This window comes from Priestia megaterium (genome assembly GCF_046599315.1).
Classification (GTDB): Bacteria; Bacillota; Bacilli; order Bacillales; family Bacillaceae_H; genus Priestia; species Priestia megaterium_F.
In genome coordinates this window covers 1,227,397-1,245,564 of the sequence record NZ_JBKIKC010000001.1, presented here as the reverse complement: position 1 = coordinate 1,245,564, position 18,168 = coordinate 1,227,397, and the positions used below count along the sequence as shown (strand labels likewise).

At 38.3% G+C, this 18,168-nt stretch carries 19 protein-coding genes, 2 pseudogenes and 1 riboswitch; of the genes and pseudogenes, 16 read left to right on the top strand and 5 right to left on the bottom strand.

The genetic code is table 11. The features are described from left to right. Window positions 1-14: 14 nt before the first annotated feature. Complete coding sequence (locus ACLHDF_RS06800; RefSeq protein ID WP_413918146.1) at window positions 15-191, bottom strand: DUF2759 domain-containing protein; 177 nt, start codon at window positions 189-191, stop codon at window positions 15-17. Window positions 192-399: 208 nt separating this feature from the next. Here ACLHDF_RS06800 and ACLHDF_RS06795 point away from each other — a divergent pair, with 208 nt between their 5' ends. Next, a complete protein-coding gene (locus ACLHDF_RS06795; RefSeq protein WP_413918145.1) occupies window positions 400-1,032 on the top strand; it encodes an MBL fold metallo-hydrolase in 633 nt (210 codons plus the stop codon). Between the two features lie 37 nt (window positions 1,033-1,069). Here ACLHDF_RS06795 and ACLHDF_RS06790 read toward each other — a convergent pair whose 3' ends face one another. Next, the gene (locus ACLHDF_RS06790) at window positions 1,070-1,306 is read right to left on the bottom strand and encodes a DUF2626 domain-containing protein (RefSeq protein WP_071270640.1); all 237 of its coding nucleotides are present in this window, start codon (window positions 1,304-1,306) and stop codon (window positions 1,070-1,072) included. 261 nt (window positions 1,307-1,567) lie between these two features. Here ACLHDF_RS06790 and ACLHDF_RS06785 point away from each other — a divergent pair, with 261 nt between their 5' ends. From ACLHDF_RS06785 to ACLHDF_RS06745, 9 genes are all read left to right on the top strand, one after another. Beyond that, complete coding sequence (locus tag ACLHDF_RS06785) at window positions 1,568-1,951, top strand: Spx/MgsR family RNA polymerase-binding regulatory protein (RefSeq protein ID WP_413918144.1); 384 nt, start codon at window positions 1,568-1,570, stop codon at window positions 1,949-1,951. A gap of 268 nt (window positions 1,952-2,219) precedes the next feature. Beyond that, window positions 2,220-3,272 carry a competence type IV pilus ATPase ComGA gene (gene comGA, locus ACLHDF_RS06780; protein WP_413918143.1) on the top strand — a complete coding sequence of 351 codons (1,053 nt, stop codon included), beginning with the start codon at window positions 2,220-2,222 and terminating at the stop codon, window positions 3,270-3,272. Then, window positions 3,263-4,309, top strand: coding sequence for a competence type IV pilus assembly protein ComGB (gene comGB / locus ACLHDF_RS06775; protein WP_413918142.1), 1,047 nt, complete (start codon window positions 3,263-3,265; stop codon window positions 4,307-4,309). Before comGA ends, comGB begins: the two co-directional genes overlap by 10 nt. 14 nt (window positions 4,310-4,323) lie before the next feature. Beyond that, complete coding sequence (gene comGC, locus ACLHDF_RS06770; RefSeq protein WP_413918141.1) at window positions 4,324-4,635, top strand: competence type IV pilus major pilin ComGC; 312 nt, start codon at window positions 4,324-4,326, stop codon at window positions 4,633-4,635. Continuing rightward, the gene (gene comGD / locus ACLHDF_RS06765; protein ID WP_413918140.1) at window positions 4,577-5,059 is read left to right on the top strand and encodes a competence type IV pilus minor pilin ComGD; all 483 of its coding nucleotides are present in this window, start codon (window positions 4,577-4,579) and stop codon (window positions 5,057-5,059) included. Before comGC ends, comGD begins: the two co-directional genes overlap by 59 nt. Continuing rightward, window positions 5,043-5,381, top strand: a complete 339-nt coding sequence (locus ACLHDF_RS06760) for a prepilin-type N-terminal cleavage/methylation domain-containing protein (protein WP_413918139.1) — start codon at window positions 5,043-5,045, stop codon at window positions 5,379-5,381. The genes comGD and ACLHDF_RS06760 overlap by 17 nt, the downstream gene beginning before the upstream one ends. Next, window positions 5,378-5,815 (top strand): competence type IV pilus minor pilin ComGF, encoded by a 438-nt coding sequence (gene comGF, locus ACLHDF_RS06755; protein ID WP_413918138.1) that lies wholly within the window; start codon window positions 5,378-5,380, stop codon window positions 5,813-5,815. The genes ACLHDF_RS06760 and comGF overlap by 4 nt, the downstream gene beginning before the upstream one ends. After that, window positions 5,805-6,179, top strand: coding sequence for a competence type IV pilus minor pilin ComGG (gene comGG, locus ACLHDF_RS06750; protein WP_413918137.1), 375 nt, complete (start codon window positions 5,805-5,807; stop codon window positions 6,177-6,179). Before comGF ends, comGG begins: the two co-directional genes overlap by 11 nt. 43 nt (window positions 6,180-6,222) lie before the next feature. Then, window positions 6,223-6,408: a YqzE family protein gene (locus tag ACLHDF_RS06745; protein ID WP_013059170.1), complete on the top strand. Its 186-nt coding sequence runs from the start codon at window positions 6,223-6,225 to the stop codon at window positions 6,406-6,408. Between the two features lie 26 nt (window positions 6,409-6,434). Here ACLHDF_RS06745 and ACLHDF_RS06740 read toward each other — a convergent pair whose 3' ends face one another. Beyond that, entirely contained in the window at window positions 6,435-7,259 is an 825-nt protein-coding gene (locus ACLHDF_RS06740; protein ID WP_413918136.1) for a YqhG family protein, read from the bottom strand. Then, the gene (locus ACLHDF_RS06735) at window positions 7,246-8,919 is read right to left on the bottom strand and encodes a DEAD/DEAH box helicase (RefSeq protein ID WP_413918135.1); all 1,674 of its coding nucleotides are present in this window, start codon (window positions 8,917-8,919) and stop codon (window positions 7,246-7,248) included. Before ACLHDF_RS06735 ends, ACLHDF_RS06740 begins: the two co-directional genes overlap by 14 nt. A gap of 180 nt (window positions 8,920-9,099) precedes the next feature. After that, window positions 9,100-9,192, top strand: a riboswitch (glycine riboswitch). A gap of 212 nt (window positions 9,193-9,404) precedes the next feature. Between ACLHDF_RS06735 and gcvT the strand changes: the two genes are divergently transcribed. From gcvT to gcvPB, 3 genes are read left to right on the top strand one after another with little or no spacing between them, the layout of a single operon-like run. Further along, on the top strand, window positions 9,405-10,505 hold the full coding sequence (gene gcvT / locus ACLHDF_RS06730; RefSeq protein WP_413918134.1) for a glycine cleavage system aminomethyltransferase GcvT: 1,101 nt from the start codon (window positions 9,405-9,407) through the stop codon (window positions 10,503-10,505). A 20-nt stretch (window positions 10,506-10,525) separates the two neighbouring features. Next, window positions 10,526-11,872, top strand: coding sequence for an aminomethyl-transferring glycine dehydrogenase subunit GcvPA (gene gcvPA / locus ACLHDF_RS06725; RefSeq protein WP_413918133.1), 1,347 nt, complete (start codon window positions 10,526-10,528; stop codon window positions 11,870-11,872). Continuing rightward, a complete protein-coding gene (gene gcvPB / locus ACLHDF_RS06720) occupies window positions 11,865-13,343 on the top strand; it encodes an aminomethyl-transferring glycine dehydrogenase subunit GcvPB (RefSeq protein WP_413918132.1) in 1,479 nt (492 codons plus the stop codon). Before gcvPA ends, gcvPB begins: the two co-directional genes overlap by 8 nt. A 45-nt stretch (window positions 13,344-13,388) precedes the next feature. Here the strand turns inward: gcvPB and ACLHDF_RS06715 are convergent, their stop codons facing one another. Then, on the bottom strand, window positions 13,389-13,772 hold the full coding sequence (locus tag ACLHDF_RS06715; RefSeq protein WP_129704752.1) for a rhodanese-like domain-containing protein: 384 nt from the start codon (window positions 13,770-13,772) through the stop codon (window positions 13,389-13,391). Between the two features lie 230 nt (window positions 13,773-14,002). Here ACLHDF_RS06715 and ACLHDF_RS06710 point away from each other — a divergent pair, with 230 nt between their 5' ends. The 3 genes and pseudogenes from ACLHDF_RS06710 to ACLHDF_RS06700 all read left to right on the top strand — a co-directional run. Next, the gene (locus ACLHDF_RS06710) at window positions 14,003-14,836 is read left to right on the top strand and encodes a biotin/lipoate A/B protein ligase family protein (protein ID WP_013085005.1); all 834 of its coding nucleotides are present in this window, start codon (window positions 14,003-14,005) and stop codon (window positions 14,834-14,836) included. 312 nt (window positions 14,837-15,148) lie between these two features. Continuing rightward, window positions 15,149-16,585: pseudogene (locus tag ACLHDF_RS06705) on the top strand (vitamin B12-dependent ribonucleotide reductase); the annotation flags it as partial. A 285-nt stretch (window positions 16,586-16,870) separates the two neighbouring features. Next, window positions 16,871-17,992: pseudogene (locus ACLHDF_RS06700) on the top strand (hypothetical protein); the annotation flags it as partial. Window positions 17,993-18,168 lie beyond the last annotated feature (176 nt).

The following is an 18,168-nucleotide window of genomic DNA, read 5'->3' as shown; positions in this document are numbered from 1 at the left end:
TTTGCATGGCTTTTTTAATGATGTACCGCCGGATAGCCGTGATGTATAATTGTCATTACGGTAAACCATCCGAATACACCGAATGTTAATACCGAAAAACCAACGCCTAATATGTTTTTATTTCTAAAAGATGAAATAGCTGCAAATACGCCTAGCAATGTTGTTAGTGCAAAAATAATCATAAGACCCACTCGAAGAAACCTCCTTTAGGTAACTTAAAATTAAAGCGCTATCATTAGCTTATCCCTCTAATTGTAAAACTTTTCTAACCATTTGTCGAGATGAAAACAAATCTTTCTTCCGCTTGTTTTGCTTAAAAAGGTCCTTACTTTCATTTATAAGATGATGTGTGTATGATAATGCATATAACGGAAATAAATTTTACAAGGAGGACACATTATGAACTATCATCGTATACCGCTAGGACCTATTCAAACGAATTGTTACGTGGTTGCTAACGAAAAAAAAGAATGTTTAATTTTTGATCCGGGAGCTCAGGGAAAACAGCTTGTTGAATTTCTAGAAAAACAAACGTATAAACCATTAGCTATTTTGCTGACACACGCTCATTTTGATCACATTGGAGGAGTAAACGAGATGATGAATCACTACTCTATCCCGCTTTATGTACATAAAAACGAAAAAGAATGGCTTCATAATAGCGATTTAAACGGTTCGAAATTTTTTGATTTAGGAGAAATTACAGCTCCAGATGCAACCGATATTATTTCATCGGAAGGAAAATTAACAATCGGTTCATTCCAATTTGAGGTTTATGAAACGCCTGGTCATTCTCCTGGGAGCGTTTCATATTATTTCAAACCGGGTAACTTTGTAGTATCTGGCGACGCGCTTTTTGCAGGCGGCATCGGACGCACGGATTTACCTGGAGGTGACCAAGCTCAGCTGTTAGAAAGCATCGAATCGAAATTGCTGTCTCTTCCAGAAGATACACTTGTACTAAGCGGTCACGGACCTGAAACAACTGTGGGACACGAAATGGATCAAAATCCTTTTCTAAATGGTTTTTAAGAATAAAAAAAGCGATGGAAGCCCATCGCTTTTCTCTTTACTGTCCTGGTGTCATCATAAAAGTTGACCAGTACGTGAACCCCACAAAAAAGATGGTCAAATATGCTCCGAAAACGTAAATGTACATTCTTTCAGACAGCTTTAAATAACTAAGAATTACAAAAAAGCCTGTTTGAGCTAAAAAGAGTAAAGAAGTCTTATGCATGTGACCGAGGTAAAACATTACAGTAAAAATTGCTGTCCAGAACCCCATTACACGGTACATTCGTTCCACGTCCATTTCCTCCTTTATCAAACTTAGTTAGTGTCATGATGAATGTCATTGTTGTATAAGCACTAGGAAGCACTTATGAAACTATATCGATACTTTTCCATTATAATACATCCTTTCTTTCCTGAAAACGCTATCTTTTCCTTGAAATACGACAGAAGAAAAAAAGTTATACAAAACGTGTGCAAAGTTCTATACAATAGTTATACAAAACGTGTACAATGTATATAAACAAACTATAACTAAAAAACGGGAGGGCTTCATATGGAAGAAATTAAATTTTATACGTACCCGAGCTGTACATCTTGTCGTAAAACGAAAAAGTGGTTAGTGAAGGAGGATGTAAATTTTAAAGAGCGTCATTTATTTAGAGAAACACCTACTCATAAAGAAATGCTTGAACTTCTTTCCATGACAACAGAAGGTATAGATGAACTTCTTGCTAAAAGAAGCCAAGAATATAAAAAGTTAAATGTTGATGTAGACAGCATGACCTTATCAGAAGTGGTCAATCTATTAATTGAGCATCCTCGTTTGCTTCGCCGACCAATTTTAACAGATGGTAAAAAGCTTGTAGTAGGTTATAACGAATCCGCTCTTAAAAATTTGGTCAAGAAGAAAACAAGTCTTGCGTCTCTAGTTGTGTAAGCGTACATGAGGAAGAAGCTTAATTTAGTAAATACCGAATAACACGACAGCGTAGTAGTTATATCACGTTGTCTTTTTTTATGCCATCGTTTAGATGTGTACAGAAGTTATACACTATGTACAAGGATTGAAGCGAAGAAAAGAAACGTATGCTAAAAAATTTATAAAAAATGAAAAAAGAAGGAGGGAAATCTCGAAAAAGGTCGAAATTACTGTTTCAAGATGTTTTAACAATCATCTTTATTACAAATAAAGGAGCGATGATCGTTTGACCGAAATTGAACAGTTTGCTACTTACGTTATACGAGATGCATGTGAGTGCCGAAGTTCTGATGTGCATATTGTTCCACGAAAGAAAGACGCTGTGATTCAGCTGCGAATTGACCAGGAGCTTATTTTAAAAAGAGTTATTTCAAAGGAAATGTCTGAACGGCTCATTTCGCATTTTAAATTTTTAGGAGGAATGGATATTGGCGAGCGAAGAAAACCTCAAAACGGTGCCTTGACCACTTCCGTTGATCACTATCAAGTAAATCTGCGTTTATCAACTCTTCCTACTTCTCATGATGAAAGTCTTGTTATTAGGCTTTTACCTCATCAACAATCTACATCTCTCAAACATTTATCTCTTTTTCCTGAACATACTAAAAAACTTATTTCTCTTTTGAAATTCTCTCATGGATTGATTATTTTTACCGGTCCTACAGGTTCGGGTAAAACCACTACTTTATATACTCTTTTACACGAAGTAAAACACCTTTTTAATCGAAATATCATTACACTAGAAGATCCTATTGAAAAACCAAGTGAAACCGTGCTTCAAGTTCAGGTAAATGAACGTGCAGGGATTACGTATACAACTGGTTTAAAAGCCATACTGCGCCATGACCCAGACATTATCATGGTGGGAGAAATAAGGGATAGTGAGACTGCCAAAATTGCTGTGAGAGCAGCGCTTACCGGGCACTTGGTTTTGACAACGATGCATACTAAAGATACAAAAGGCTCTTTGCAAAGGCTGCTTGAGTTTGGCGTTAGCTTTCAAGAAATGGAACAGACTCTTGTAGCAGTAGCCGCGCAGCGCCTTGTAGAAATTCGCTGTCCGCTGTGTCCCGGAAAATGCCACCCTGTGTGTAAAAAAATGAGGCAGTATCGTCAGTCCAGCATATATGAATTGCTTTACGGCAAGGAGCTTAGCGCAGTGATGAGAGAAGTGAAAGGAGAAAATGCGGATTATGATTATAAAACGCTCCGAGATGTTATTTTGAAAGGAATTGCGCTGGGCTATTTATATCCGCATTCGTTAGACGGATGGGGATAAAGACAAACAGACAAAAAAAGTGGTCTCTTGCTCAGCAAGCAAAAATTCTTAAGCAGGTCTCTAAGCTTTTAGAAAAAGGCTACACGCTTTCTCAAGCTCTTTCGTTTTTGACGTTTCAAGTATCTAAAAACGCAAAAACGGATATTGAAAAATGTCTTGAACAGTTAAAGCGAGGAGAATCTTTACACGATGCTTTTGTTAAACTTCAGTTTCACCGTGATATTTTAAGCTATTTATATTTTGCGGAACAGCATGGAAATCTTCAATTTGCTTTAAAAGAAAGCAGCTCAATGATTGAAGAAAAAGTAAGACATCGTAAGAAATTTCAAAAGCTTGTTCAATATCCCGTATTGCTACTCCTGTTTATTATGTCGATTTTATTTGTGTTAAGTACGGTTCTGCTTCCACAGTTTGAAGCTCTATATTTATCTTTTGGCAACAAGCAGTCTTCGTTTATCCTCCTATTTATGCAGACGATGTCGCTCTTTCCCTTTGTGTTACCTGTAGTCATCAGTATGCCCATCCTCCTTTATTTGTTTTATGTGCTTTATATCAAAAATTTGCCTCCAGTAGTCCAAATGCAGCTTTTTATGAGAGTTCCCGTTATCCGAACATTTACAAGACTATTTAACTCGTATTTTTTTTCTGTTCATATGAGCAATTTATTAAACGGTGGTTTATCTATTTATGAATGTTTTGCTCTTTTTCAAAAGCAAGAGCATCATCCATTTTTTCAAGTAGAAGCTTTTGCTTTTACAGATCAACTTTCCTCAGGAATGCGATTAGATCATATCATCTCAGCTAAATCTCATTATGAAAAAGACTTGGCTCAAGTTATTGTGCACGGACAGCAGAACGGTGAGCTTTCTCAAGAGCTGTATGATTACAGTCTATTTATGATGGAAAGAATGGAACAATTTATTTTTCGTATTTTAAAATACGTACAGCCGCTTACATTTTTATTTATCGGAATTGTCATTCTGCTTATGTATATGTCTGTTATGCTTCCGATGTTAGAAGTGATGTCGAGCTTGTAGAAAGGTGAAAGAATATGATTTTAAAAGGTGATAAAGGATTTACCCTTATTGAAATGCTAATTGTTATGCTTGTTGTTACCGTGCTTTTGCTCATCATGATTCCAAATGTATTAAAGCATAATACTGTTATTAACAACAAAGGCTGCTCGGCTCTTGTTAAAACTGTAGAGGCTGAGGTACAAGTATATGAACTTGAAAACGGTGAAACACCAAGCCTCGAAGAGCTTGAGGCAGGAGGTTACTTAAAAGAAGGCACCGTGTGTCCAAATGGTCAAGCTATTCAAATTGACGGTAGCGGAAAGGTTACAGCCAGTGGTTCTTCCTAAGCAAAAAGGATTTACCCTCATTGAAATGCTGATGGTTTTATTTATTGTGCAAGTGATGATGTTTTCCGTTATCGTAACCATTCGTCCTCTTGTGGAATATTACAAGATCACGTTATTTTTGCGACAGCTGCAAAGCGACACGTTTTATGCGCAGCAGACAGCCATGAACCGAGAATCTCCCATTAAAATTAGCTTCGCACCGAAGGGAACAGAATATATTATTTCTGATTCTCGCGCCGTTCTTTATAAGCGTACGTATGACTCTACCATTCATATCACGTTTGGAAGCGGAAATTCCACGATACAATACAACAAAAACGGCAATATTTCTCAAGCAAAGACCATTTTTATTAATAATCAAAAATTTAAATACAAAGTCACTTTTCAGATAGGTAGAGGGCGTTTTTATGTGGACAAGATGTAAGCGTCAAGGGGGCTATACGCTGTTAGAAATGCTTGTTTCATTTAGCATGCTTTTACTTCTAACCGTCACAATTATTCCTTTGTATGTTCAGATGAAAGAAGCAGAAAAAAAGCAATATGTTTCGTATCAAGCTGATGCCATCTTACACGAAGAGCTATTGAAATATAAATATGAAGAAGGATATAAACAGCGGGGAAAAATCGTAAAAGAAAACGTTGCGTTTTATTTGAAATGGAACGGAGAGAGTACTCAAAAGCTTTGTGTAGAATGGATAGATTCCGCTGAGAAAATGAAAAAGAAGTGTGATGTGATGTTAAAGTGAAAAGTGAAAAAGGCTTTACGCTTGTGGAAATGTTAGTCAGTTTTACTCTTTTTTTAATCATTGTTTCGTTTTTGCCCATTATCATTCCTCTAGCTAAGCAAACATATAATCCAGACTTTAGTATGAATGAAATGGAGTGGGAAATTTTTATAAATCAACTTGCTATGGAATATCGAGAAGCAAAAGAAGTGAAAATTCATGCGAGTACTCTTACTTTGAAAATGGAAAATAATCAGATCATCACCTATGAACGATACGAAGACAAGGTAAGAAGAAGGGTGGATGAAAGCGGCCATGAAGTTGTGCTACAGCATATTAAGAGTATTATGTATGAACAGCAAAAGGAAAGGCTGCTGATTCGTTCAACAGACGGTGTTAACAAAGTCAGAGAAGAAACCATTACGACGTTTTTGATGCTTGCTTATGAAACATAACGAGCAAGGATTTATTCTACCGGTTATTTTGGCATTTTGTGCGCTTTTTCTTTTGTTAGTAGCTCAGCAAACCACATATTTTGTGACGAAAAGTTCATTTTATCAAGAAGTAGAACAGAAAAATCATCTGCAGCATCTTTTAGAAAATGCGGTCGTACATGTGAAAAAAGAAATAAAAGAACATAATAAACCTCCATCTGCACCTTTAATATTAGAAACGGGTACCGTTTCGTACGAAGTAGTAAGCGAAGATGAACAAATGATTATCCTTACAATAAGATGCCAAACATTGCAAGGAAGAGCATTGACGGAAATGGCATATATTCAAAAAAAGGATCAAAACATTGTGAAGTGGACGGATTAAGTCTCTTTCTCTCCGGATATAATAGTGCTGAGGAGATGATTATATGAAAACGAATGATTATGTAAAATATATGACTCAGCAATTTGTTCAATATATGGATCAGCCGAAAGAAGAGAGGAAAACGAAAAAGATTCAAAAGAAAGAAGAGCGAGCACCTTTTGCAAACAGATGGTTTGGAATGATTCCGCTGTCGTTTATGCTGTGGTATCGAAAGAAAAAAGAAAGATGAGCATATGATATGCTCATCTTTTTTTCTTAACCCGCTTGTGTTTTGTTAAATTGACGAGACATTGTTTCGGGCGATATGTAGAATAAGCCGCCGTTTATAAATTTAAATAATATAGTTGGTTCGTACAGTTCTTGAAGGGCTGTTTTTTCGGTCATATATATTTCTGGCAGCTCTTCTGCCGTTTCGTAAAAGTGATCGAGAAGTGCTAGGTCTTCATACCATCTCTCCTGCGCTTTTTCCGCCCATTCAGTTGGCTGAGCTTTAACATAGTCAGTTACATATGATGTGAGTCGTGCAATTGCACTTTTCGGTTTAATAAAAGGTGAGAGGGTAAAGCAATAGTCTGAGATTTTAGACGACAAATTTTGATTAATGATTAATTCATGAAATGATTCTACAATTTGTCCGTTGATTAAATTAATACCAAGCGACAAAAGCTCGTCTTTTTTACGATCGCATTTGTACGAGACTTTAATATTTAACGCAAGCCACGGGTGTAAAGGCTGGTTGGTTGGTTGAGCTGATGCAACTTGTTCATACAAGTGAATAAAACCGCCTAACTTTTGAGTAGACGCGAAAATTTGGTGCAGTCTAGGTGAACCAAAATGAATTCGTTCTCCTTGAACAGAATCGTCTTCAAACGTTGGGTCTGTAATGAAAGTGAGCGAAGCGGGATTTGCTTCTCCGCCCGTCTTTTCAATATAATGCCAATAAAATGGACGATTCATCAATTCTTTGTCGAGTTCGATCGTTAATTGAACCGTCAGATAAGACGGCGTTTCCGTGACAATAGAACAATTATTAGCTAGAAAATAACGTTTTAAAAATTGATGAATATCAGTTTGCTGCATGCTGATCCTCCTCGCTGTCTTCATATTGAATAATAGATGTTAAATTCTCCATTTTAATTTTCATTTCTCCTTCACTCCGAGAATGAAATAAAATATCTTGAATATGCTCTTCAATATTTTTTAAATCAAGCTTTGTTAAAATATCGTCCAATTCTCCAACGACTCGTTCAAAAAGATTTATTTTTTCGTACAACAATTTTAAAATATGTTCTTCGACCGTATGTTGAATCGCTAAATTGTAAATATGAACATCATGTTTTTGGCCTAAACGATGTACCCTTCCAATTCGCTGTTCTAGACGCATTGGATTCCATGGTAAATCATAGTTAATGATATGATGACAAAACTGAAGGTTGATTCCTTCTCCGCCCGCTTCAGTCGCAATAAATACCTGCGCGTGACTTTCAAAAAGCTGCTTCATCCAGTCTTTTTTACCTCGCTTAAATCCTCCTCTAAACGGTACAGACGTAATTCCGTGTTGTTTTAAATACCACTGTAAATACAGCTGAGTTGCTCTATACTCAGTGAAAATAATAACTTTGTCATCAATTTTTTGAACGAGTTCCAGTACTTTTTCTGCTTTTGCATTTTGCGGCACTTGCTGAAGTAATTCCATTAATGGAGTAATCATATGTTCCGTTAATGGGCTGTTTTGATCTTCTTGACGTTCCAGCATGTTTTTTAATGTCATATACACAGCTTCACGGCTGCTGCAGGCCTCTCGCTGCAGGGTTAAAATTGAAAAAGCGCTTGAAGAGTGTATCCCGTTTCCTTTGAAAGACGTAATCGCATCGTATAGTTCGCGTTCTTTTGGTGAGAATTCGACAGGAATGGTTTGAACAATTCGCTTCGTCCATTCAATCCCTGTATCATGGCGGCGATTTCGAATCATAACTTTGTTAACAAGTTCTTTTAAGTGTTCATCGTTTTGTAAAGAGCGTTTTTTAGCAGAAAATAGCTCTTCAAAATAGTCTTTATTGCCGAGATGTCCAGGCTTTAAAAGAGAGACTAAGTTAAAAATCTCTTCAATTCGATTTTGAATGGGTGTTGCGGTTAGCAACAGACAAAATTTCTTCTTCAGGCTTTGAACAAATTCATAGTTTTTTGTTTTGTTGTTTTTGAGTTTATGAGCTTCATCAATGATGATGAGGTCGTAATCTTGTTCCAGTACAATTTCTCGGTGAGGGGAACGTTTAGCCGTATCAATAGAAGACACAACAATGTCACACTGATCCCACACGTATGATTTTCTTTGAGGGACTGCAGGAATATAAAATTTTTGATTCAATTCCATCGCCCATTGTGAAACAAGCGAAGCTGGAACTAAAATGAGAACTTTTTTAACAAGTCCACGAATCATATATTCCTTCAAAATTAACCCTGCTTCAATCGTTTTTCCAAGTCCTACTTCATCTGCTAAAATAGCTTTCCCATTCATTGTTTCCACTACTTGTTTGGCCACTTCGAGCTGATGAGGAAGCGGCGTTAAATCAGCTAGGTGTTTTGGACTTTGTAATCCTTCAAATTCTGAGATAAGCGTTTGATCTTCTATTTCGTAGGCAAGTTTATACAAATCCCATGCAGACCAAGGTCCATCTTGCTCCAATTTAGTTGAGAAGGCTGCTTCCCATGTTTCATCAATGTTTAATTTCACTTTCATAATAAAAATGCTCCTTTGTAAAAAATTTTTATTGAACAAATGATAAGAATCAGGTAGGATAAAAATATATTTAGAAAATTTTAAAAAGAAAATAGATTAGCACTTTACAAATGATTGTGTGAATAAAGGTAGATACATCTTTCAGTAGTATGCCCAACTTTACCAACTTTATAGAAGCGAATGACGACACGGGGAGAGACTACTTGAATGTAGCGCCGAAGGAGCAAGCAATAAAATTGTGAATCTCTCAGGCAAAAAGACTCTTGTTTGACGCAGCTCTGGAGAGTGTCTATGCGTTTATAGACCACCCACGAGGCAAACCTATTTGTTTATAGGTAAACTTTCAGGTGAAAAGGACAGAGACTTCCTACTAAATATAGTAGGGAGTTTTCTGTCCTTTTTTGTTTGGCTACATAGTGATCCCCACACTATTTGAAAACTCCCCGTTATGAAAAGTTTCACGTGAAAAAGAGGAGGACATGAATATGACAACAGAATTACACAAAACGCCGCTTTATGATACCTATCAAAAATATGGTGCCAAAACAATTGATTTTGGCGGCTGGGCTCTTCCAGTTCAATTTTCTTCTATTAAAGAAGAGCATGAAGCTGTACGTACAAAGGCAGGTCTTTTTGATGTCTCTCATATGGGAGAAATTCTTGTAACAGGAGCTGATAGCTTAGCTTTTCTTCAGCATACGATGACAAATGACGTTTCTACCCTTGTAGATGGAAAAGCGCAGTATACGGCTATGTGTTATGAAGACGGAGGCACGGTAGATGATTTGCTGATTTACAAAAAAGCAGATCAAGAGTATTTGCTAGTCGTAAATGCTGCTAATATTCAAAAAGACTATGAGTGGTTAGCATCTCACAAACAAGGAGATGTAACGCTCATTAATCAATCTGATGAAATTGCGCAGCTAGCTTTACAAGGTCCTTTAGCAGAAAAAGTTCTACAAACTTTAACGAACGAAAACGTATCTTTGCTAAAGCCATTTACATTTGCTGATGATGTAGAAGTAGCGAATGTAAAAGCCCTTGTTTCACGCACAGGATATACAGGAGAAGATGGGTTTGAAATTTACTGTTCTTCAGCTGACGCCTCTCACTTGTGGACGGCTATTTTAGAAGCAGGCAGTGCTGACGGTGTGTTGCCTTGCGGATTAGGAGCACGCGATACGCTTCGTTTTGAAGCTACTTTGGCTTTATATGGTCAAGAGCTCTCAAAAGATATTACACCAATTGAAGCTCGGATTGGATTTGCGGTAAAAACGAACAAAGAAAGCTTTATTGGAAAAGAAGTGCTAAAAGAACAGCGTGAAAGCGGGGCACCTCGTAAGTTAGTAGGAATCGAAATGATTGATAAAGGTATACCAAGACACGGTTATGAAGTATTTGCAGGTGAAGAGCAAATTGGGTTTGTGACAACAGGTACACAGTCACCTACACTAAAGAAAAACATCGGTTTAGCGTTATTAGCAGCAGAGTATTCAGAGCTTGGTCAAGAAGTGGAAGTGCAGGTTCGAAAAAAACGCTTAAAAGCAAAAGTGGTTTCAACACCTTTTTATAAACGTTCAAAGTAAGCTTTGGGGAGGAATTTAACATGTTACATCGCTATTTACCAATGACAGAACAAGATCAGCAGCAAATGTTAGCAGCAATTGGTGTTTCATCTGTTGATGATTTATTTTCAGATATTCCGCAGCGAGTTCGTTTTCAAGGAGAATACAATATTAAAAAAGCTGCTTCAGAGCCTCAGCTATTAAAAGAATTAAATAATATGGCTGCTAAAAATGCTCATTTAAAAGACTACGCTTCTTTTTTAGGAGCAGGGGTTTATGATCATTACATGCCGGTTATTGTTGATCATGTTATTTCTCGTTCGGAATTTTATACGGCCTATACTCCGTATCAACCAGAAATTTCTCAAGGAGAACTTCAGGCCATCTTTGAATTTCAAACGATGATTTGTGAGTTAACGGGAATGGACGTGGCCAATTCTTCCATGTATGACGGAGGAACTGCTTTAGCAGAAGCCGCTATGCTTAGTGCGGGCCAAACAAAAAAGAAAAAAGTACTTGTCTCGGCGGCTGTTCACCCTGAGTCCAAAGACGTTTTAAAAACGTATGCAAAGGGTCAATACATTGAAGTGGTAGAAATCCCTGCAGCAGACGGAATAACAGATATGATTGCATTAGAAAAAGAGATGGGAAATGACGTAGCAGCTGTTATTGTCCAATATCCCAATTTTTACGGACAAATCGAGCCGCTAAAAGAAATTGAAGAAATTACTCATCAAGAAAAATGTATGTTTGTAGTTTCAAGTAATCCTTTATCGTTAGGCTTGTTGACGCCTCCTGGAGACTTCGGAGCGGATATTGTCATCGGAGATGCACAGCCATTTGGTATTCCAAGTCAATTTGGAGGCCCGCACTGCGGATACTTTGCAACTACGTCTAAGCTTATGCGGAAAATTCCAGGACGATTAGTAGGGCAAACGGTGGATGAAAACGGTAAGCGAGGGTTTGTTTTAACGCTTCAAGCCCGTGAACAGCATATACGCCGTGACAAAGCGACGTCTAACATTTGTTCAAATCAAGCATTAAATGCTTTAGCAGCCTCAGTTGCTATGACAGCTTTAGGTAAGCAAGGTGTTAAAGAAATGGCGCTGCAAAACTTATCAAAAACGCATTATGCATATGAAGCGTTAAAGGCAAAAGGGGTACATGTAGCATTTGAAGGACCATTTTTTAACGAATTAGTTGTCAAGCTTCCTGTTTCGGTGACAGAAGCAAACAATCATTTATTAGCATCAAAAATAATTGGCGGTTATGATCTTAGCCGTGATAACCAAGCGCTTGAAAATCACATGCTGCTTGCTTTTACAGAGCTCCGTACAAAAGAGGAAATTGACCAACTTGTAAATGAATTGGGGGATCTTCATGCTTAATCAAAATCAATCACTTATTTTTGAAAGCAGTAAAGAAGGACGAATCGGCTATTCATTGCTTGAATTAGATGTGCCGCAAGTTAATGCTGAAGAACTGCTTGGAAAAGCGTATGTGCGTGCAGAAGCCCCTGAGCTTCCTGAAGTGTCAGAACTTGATATTATGCGTCATTACACGGCGCTTTCAAAACGAAATCACGGAGTGGATTCAGGGTTTTATCCGCTTGGTTCATGTACGATGAAATATAATCCAAAAGTAAATGAACAAGCAGCACGCATTGCTGGGTTTGCCCACATCCATCCGCTTCAAGATGAGCAAACGGTTCAAGGTGCTCTCGAACTTCTGTATGATTTACAAGAGCATTTAACGGAAATTACAGGAATGGATGAAGTAACACTTCAGCCAGCAGCAGGTGCTCATGGCGAATGGACCGGGCTTATGATGATTCGTGCCTATCACGAAGCAAATGGTGAGACGCAGCGAACGAAAGTAATTGTGCCGGACTCAGCTCACGGAACGAACCCAGCTTCAGCAACGGTTGCGGGATTTGAAACCGTAACGGTAAAATCAAACGAACATGGTTTAGTGGACTTAGAAGATTTACGTCGCGTAGTCGGAGCTAATACAGCCGCTTTAATGTTAACAAACCCAAATACGCTTGGCTTATTTGAAGAAGATATTTTAGAAATGGCTGAAATCGTTCACGCAGCAGGTGGAAAGCTTTATTATGACGGTGCGAATTTAAACGCAGTATTAAGTAAAGCTCGTCCTGGAGATATGGGGTTTGACGTTGTTCACTTAAACCTTCATAAAACGTTTACAGGTCCTCATGGAGGCGGCGGCCCTGGTTCTGGTCCTGTAGGTGTAAAAGCAGATTTAATTCCGTATCTGCCTAAACCAGTGCTTGTAAAAACAGAGCAAGGCTATCACTTTGATTATAACCGTCCTCAGTCAATTGGACGCGTAAAGCCATTTTACGGAAACTTCGGCATCAACGTTCGCGCTTATACGTATATTCGTTCAATGGGTCCAGATGGCTTAAAAGCTGTAACGGAAAATGCCGTGTTAAATGCTAACTATATGATGCGTCGTTTAGCAGAACACTATGACCTGCCATTTGACCGTCACTGTAAGCACGAATTTGTTTTATCAGGAAAACGCCAAAAAAAGCTTGGCGTGCGAACATTGGATATTGCGAAACGATTGCTTGATTTTGGCTATCACCCGCCGACTATCTATTTCCCGCTTATCGTAGAAGAGTGTATGATGATTGAACCAACGGAAACAGAGTCAAAAGAAACGCTAGACGCGTTTATCGATGCGATGATTCAAATTGCCAAAGAAGCAGAAGAGACACCTGAAATCGTACAGGAAGCTCCTCATACAACAGTTGTGAAGCGCCTTGACGAAACGCTCGCAGCGAGAAAGCCAGTCCTTCGTTATCAGAAAGAACAGACTGTTCAAAACGTCTAACAAAAAACCTCGCCTTTTGGGCGAGGTTTTTCTATATACATATCATTATTTTTTCTTTTTCACTTTACCGTTCCACATTTTGAAGCCGCCTTTTAGATCATAGATTTCTTGGACACCATGGCGACGAAGCATTTGTGCTGCACGTCCTGTACGCATCCCGCTTTGACAATAGATGTAGACAGGTTGATCTGGACGAAATTCTTTAATGCGCATACGGAACTGTGAAAGAGGAATATTTCGTGCGCCTAAAATATGTCCGTTCTCAAATTCGTTCGGCTCGCGAATATCAACTAGCTGTGCTTTGCGGTAGCCGCTGCGGAATTCTTCTTCAGTTAACGTTTTCATAATGCGACGTTGGTAAAAGAACATAACGACAGAGTATATGATGATTACTCCAAGTAAAATGAGTACTGCTGTAATTGCTGACATGCTGATTCTTCCTTTCTTCGACAAAATCCATACTCTTATTATATAAGTGAATGAAATTAGAAGTAAAGTGATTTTGCCTTGAATCTAGCGGATCTCTTCCCGAAAATGAAAAAACTACCACATTTGAATTCATAGTTTTATGTTGCTCTTTGCTTTTCCTTAGCCCAAACTTTTGGTAGACTAAAAAACGGATTTATTTTTTATATTACATATAGCTGAGGATGAGGTAGATGAAAGCAAAGTGGAGATTTATTGATTCCAACAACCGTTCGCCTTATTACAATATGGCGTTAGATGAGGCGTTATTAGAATGGCATAGTAAAGGGGAAATTCCACCTACAATTCGTTTTTACGGATGGAATCCTCCAACGCTGTCGATCGGTTATTTTCAAAAAGCTGAAAAAGAAATTAACTTTGATAAAGTAAAAGAATTAGGATTAGGCTTTGTAAGACGTCCAACGGGCGGCAGAGGCGTGCTTCATGATGAAGAGCTTACTTATAGTGTAATTGTATCTGAAGAGTATCCTAACATGCCTAAGACAGTTACAGAAGCATATCGCGTGATTTCTGAAGGTTTACTAGAAGGATTTCGTTCGTTAGGGCTGGAGGCTTATTTTGCTATTCCTCGTTCAGAAGAAGAAAAAAATAGCTTAAAAAATCCTCGTTCATCCGTGTGTTTTGACGCTCCTTCTTGGTATGAACTAGTTGTAGAGGGACGCAAAATTGCGGGAAGTGCCCAAACAAGACAAAAAGGAGTTATTCTACAGCACGGCTCTATCCTGTTAGAGATTGATGAAGATAAATTATTCAGCGTGTTTAATTATCCAAATGATCGCGTTAAAGAAAGAATGCAGCGCGCATTTCGTTCTAAAGCGGTAGCGATCAATGCAATTGCTGGCCGCAAAATCTCTATTGAAGAAGCGAAAGAAGCGTTTTATAAAGGATTTGCTTCAGCTCTTGATATCGATTTAGAACCGTATACACTGTCTGAAGAAGAGGAAGCATATGTAGAAGAGCTAGCGCGCACAAAGTACGGATCGGATGAATGGAACTTTAAGCGCTAAACGGATGTCGATGGAAAATAGATAAAAGTGCAACTTCTTATAAGTTGCACTTTTTATTGGGATTTTTAGAAATGACCCTCGGCTAATAGAATACATAGAGAAGAAAAGTCAAACACTTTTTTTGCAGAAAAAAAAATATTTCACTTGACACCCTTCTATATGTAGATGTTTGGATAAGTGTCAAATACTATATATTGAATTCGTCCAAGCCGTGTGGTAAGTTATTGATAGTTGATTGAAAAACTCTTTTTCCTTTAAAAGGAAAAAGAGTTAATAAATTTATAGATGTTCGATAGGTAAGGAGTTGTGAGAATGACTGTTTTGTTAAATCAAAAAGTGAATATGAATGTTGAAAAGCTCAATTCAGATATTGAACGCTTTCCGCAAGTACATCCGATTACACCAGATATGAAGTTGACTCATAAAGGTGTTTCAAGATTGGTAATGTTAGATCGCTATGCATTTAAAGATACGGAAAAATTAACATTATCAGAAGGAGATTTTGTTGTTCTAACAGTAAAAGAAGATCCAAAATTTCCAGCACGAGGACTTGGCTATGTGGAAAGCATTAATTTTGAGCAAAAGACCGCTGTTGTCAAGGTAGAAGATGAGTTTAGAGGTGCTTTATCGCCTGATGAAGCAGAAAACGGTTTAATTACGCGTTCGCTAGATGTCATTGAAAAACCTCTAGAGATCTTCTACGAGCAAATTGCGAAACGTAATGCAACAGGCTTAGCTTCTGTTGAGAAAACAGAAGAAAAACGCAAAGAGTGGTTTGAAAAGTTTTATCAAGAGCTTGTTCAACTAAACTTTGTACCAGCTGGCCGCGTTCTTTACGGTGCAGGTGCTGATACAGACGTAACGTACTTCAACTGTTACGTAATGCCTTATGTAAAAGATTCACGTGAAGGTATTTCAGAACACCGCAAACAAGTAATGGAAATCATGAGTCGCGGAGGCGGTGTTGGAACGAATGGTTCAACTCTTCGCCCGCGCAACACGTTGGCTCGCGGTGTAAACGGCAAGTCATCTGGTTCGGTTTCATGGTTGGATGATATTGCTAAACTGACGCATCTTGTTGAGCAAGGTGGGTCGCGTCGGGGGGCCCAAATGATCATGCTTGCCGACTGGCATCCTGACATTGTAGAGTTTATTATTTCTAAAATGCAAAACCCTCGCATTTTACGTTTCTTAATTGAAAACACAAATGACGAAATGATTAAAAAACATGCGCAAGATAAATTGAAGTTCACGCCGCTAACAGAGTCTGAAGAAGCGATGTACCAAGGAATCATTAACTATAAACAAATTCCTGGTCTTGGTGGATTCAGTGAAAAAATCATTAAAGATGCAGAAGAAAAGCTGCAAACAGGCGGAACGTACAGCGTTCACAACTCAGAGTTTTTAACAGGAGCAAATATTTCTGTATGCTTAACAAAAGACTTTATGGATGCTGTTGAAAACGACGGTGAATATGAACTTCGCTTCCCAGATGTAGAAAGCTATTCAAAAGAAGAAATGGCTAACTACAACGAAAACTGGCACGAAGTAGGAGATGTGCGCGAATGGGCAAAACAAGGAAACAAAGTTCGTACGTATCGTACTATCCGTGCAAAAGAGCTATGGAACTTAATTAATATTTGTGCAACGTACTCAGCTGAACCAGGCATTTTCTTCTTTGACAATGCTAATGATATGACAAATGCTCAAGCATATGGTCAGCACGTTGTTGCAACCAATCCATGTGGTGAATAGTTTGCCTCATGTAAAACATTGCGGAATAAAGCAGGAACCCTGAGATGGGAATCTGAACCGAAGGCTAAACGTAAAGGTTTAGTCAGGGGCAACGCATAGAAGCTGATCCTGTATAACAGACTATAATGCTTCCACGAGGCCGCAACGTTACATTTTTAAAACTGCAAAAGAGTATTTGAAAGAAATGGCTGAATAATTGTAACGAAAACGTATGCTGAACTTACGTAAATATGAAGCGTAAGAGGTAGAGGATAAAAAGCCTTTACGATAACAAATTTGGAACAACCACTTGCACCATTTTCTGTTTGTAACTTAGCTGCTGTTAACTTAGCGCAAATGGCAGATAAAGAAACGAAGACTGTTAACTTTGAAAAGTTACGTCAAACAGTTGAAACTGGCGTTAGAATGCAAGATAACGTTATTGATGCAACTCCTTATTTCTTAGAAGAAAACCAAAAGCAAGCACTTGGCGAACGTCGCGTTGGTCTTGGTGTAATGGGCCTTCACGATCTTCTTATTTATTGTGAAACAGAGTACGGCTCTGACAAAGGCAATGAGTTAGTAGATAAAGTGTTTGAAACAATCGCAACGACAGCTTACCGCGCGTCTGTAGAGCTTGGAAAAGAAAAAGGAAGCTTCCCGTTCTTAGTGGGCGAAACAGATGCTGAAACAACTTCTTTACGTGAAGCATTCACAAATACAGGCTTCATGAAAAAAATGCCTGAAGATATTCGTGAAAACATTAAAGAACACGGTATCCGAAACTCTCATTTATTAACGGTAGCGCCAACAGGTAGTACTGGAACAATGGTTGGGGTTTCAACTGGTCTTGAACCTTATTTCTCATTCTCATACTTCCGAAGCGGCCGTTTAGGTAAATTCATTGAAGTAAAAGCTGATATCGTTCAAGAGTATTTAGATCAGCATCCAGAAGCAGATCCAAACAACCTTCCTGAATGGTTCATTTCAGCTATGGAACTTGCACCACAAGCTCACGCGGACGTGCAATGTGTGATTCAGCGCTGGATTGACAGCTCAATTAGTAAAACAGTAAATGCTCCTCGCGGATATACAGTAGAGCAAGTTCAAAAAGTGTACGAGCGTCTGTATAAAGGCGGAGCAAAAGGCGGTACGGTGTACGTAGACGGAAGCCGTGATGCACAGGTCTTAACGCTAAAAGCAGAAGAAAATACATTTGATGAAGAAATTGAAGCGCCAAAAGAAGAAACGAAACCGCACGTCGTGTTAGTTGATACAATTAATGAAATTCGCTCGACTGACGTAACAATCGGTTCTGAAGTAGGTAATACTTGTCCGGTTTGCCGTCAAGGAACGGTAGAAGAAATGGGCGGATGCAACACATGCACAAACTGTGGTGCACAGCTGAAATGCGGCCTTTAATGTTGATCATGATTAACTAGTAAAAGCTGGCTCAAACGAGTCAGCTTTTATTATGTATAAAAATGGGGCATAAATAAGAAGTGGAAGCGAACGGTTCTTGTATTTAAATAAGCATTGTAGTATGATTTTAATTGAATGTCTTTTATCAAGTTTTATCTTATGACATCGCTTTATTT

Coding starts and splice junctions, on each gene's coding strand:
- ACLHDF_RS06795 (WP_413918145.1), top strand. CDS start 400: ATGAACTATCATCGTATACCGCTAGGACCTATTCAAACGAATTGTTAC.
- ACLHDF_RS06785 (WP_413918144.1), top strand. CDS start 1,568: ATGGAAGAAATTAAATTTTATACGTACCCGAGCTGTACATCTTGTCGT.
- comGB (WP_413918142.1), top strand. CDS start 3,263: ATGGGGATAAAGACAAACAGACAAAAAAAGTGGTCTCTTGCTCAGCAA.
- comGC (WP_413918141.1), top strand. CDS start 4,324: ATGATTTTAAAAGGTGATAAAGGATTTACCCTTATTGAAATGCTAATT.
- comGD (WP_413918140.1), top strand. CDS start 4,577: ATGGTCAAGCTATTCAAATTGACGGTAGCGGAAAGGTTACAGCCAGTG.
- ACLHDF_RS06760 (WP_413918139.1), top strand. CDS start 5,043: ATGTGGACAAGATGTAAGCGTCAAGGGGGCTATACGCTGTTAGAAATG.
- comGG (WP_413918137.1), top strand. CDS start 5,805: ATGAAACATAACGAGCAAGGATTTATTCTACCGGTTATTTTGGCATTT.
- ACLHDF_RS06745 (WP_013059170.1), top strand. CDS start 6,223: ATGAAAACGAATGATTATGTAAAATATATGACTCAGCAATTTGTTCAA.
- ACLHDF_RS06740 (WP_413918136.1), bottom strand. CDS start 7,259: ATGCAGCAAACTGATATTCATCAATTTTTAAAACGTTATTTTCTAGCT.
- ACLHDF_RS06735 (WP_413918135.1), bottom strand. CDS start 8,919: ATGAAAGTGAAATTAAACATTGATGAAACATGGGAAGCAGCCTTCTCA.
- gcvT (WP_413918134.1), top strand. CDS start 9,405: ATGACAACAGAATTACACAAAACGCCGCTTTATGATACCTATCAAAAA.
- gcvPA (WP_413918133.1), top strand. CDS start 10,526: ATGTTACATCGCTATTTACCAATGACAGAACAAGATCAGCAGCAAATG.
- gcvPB (WP_413918132.1), top strand. CDS start 11,865: ATGCTTAATCAAAATCAATCACTTATTTTTGAAAGCAGTAAAGAAGGA.
- ACLHDF_RS06715 (WP_129704752.1), bottom strand. CDS start 13,772: ATGTCAGCAATTACAGCAGTACTCATTTTACTTGGAGTAATCATCATA.
- ACLHDF_RS06710 (WP_013085005.1), top strand. CDS start 14,003: ATGAAAGCAAAGTGGAGATTTATTGATTCCAACAACCGTTCGCCTTAT.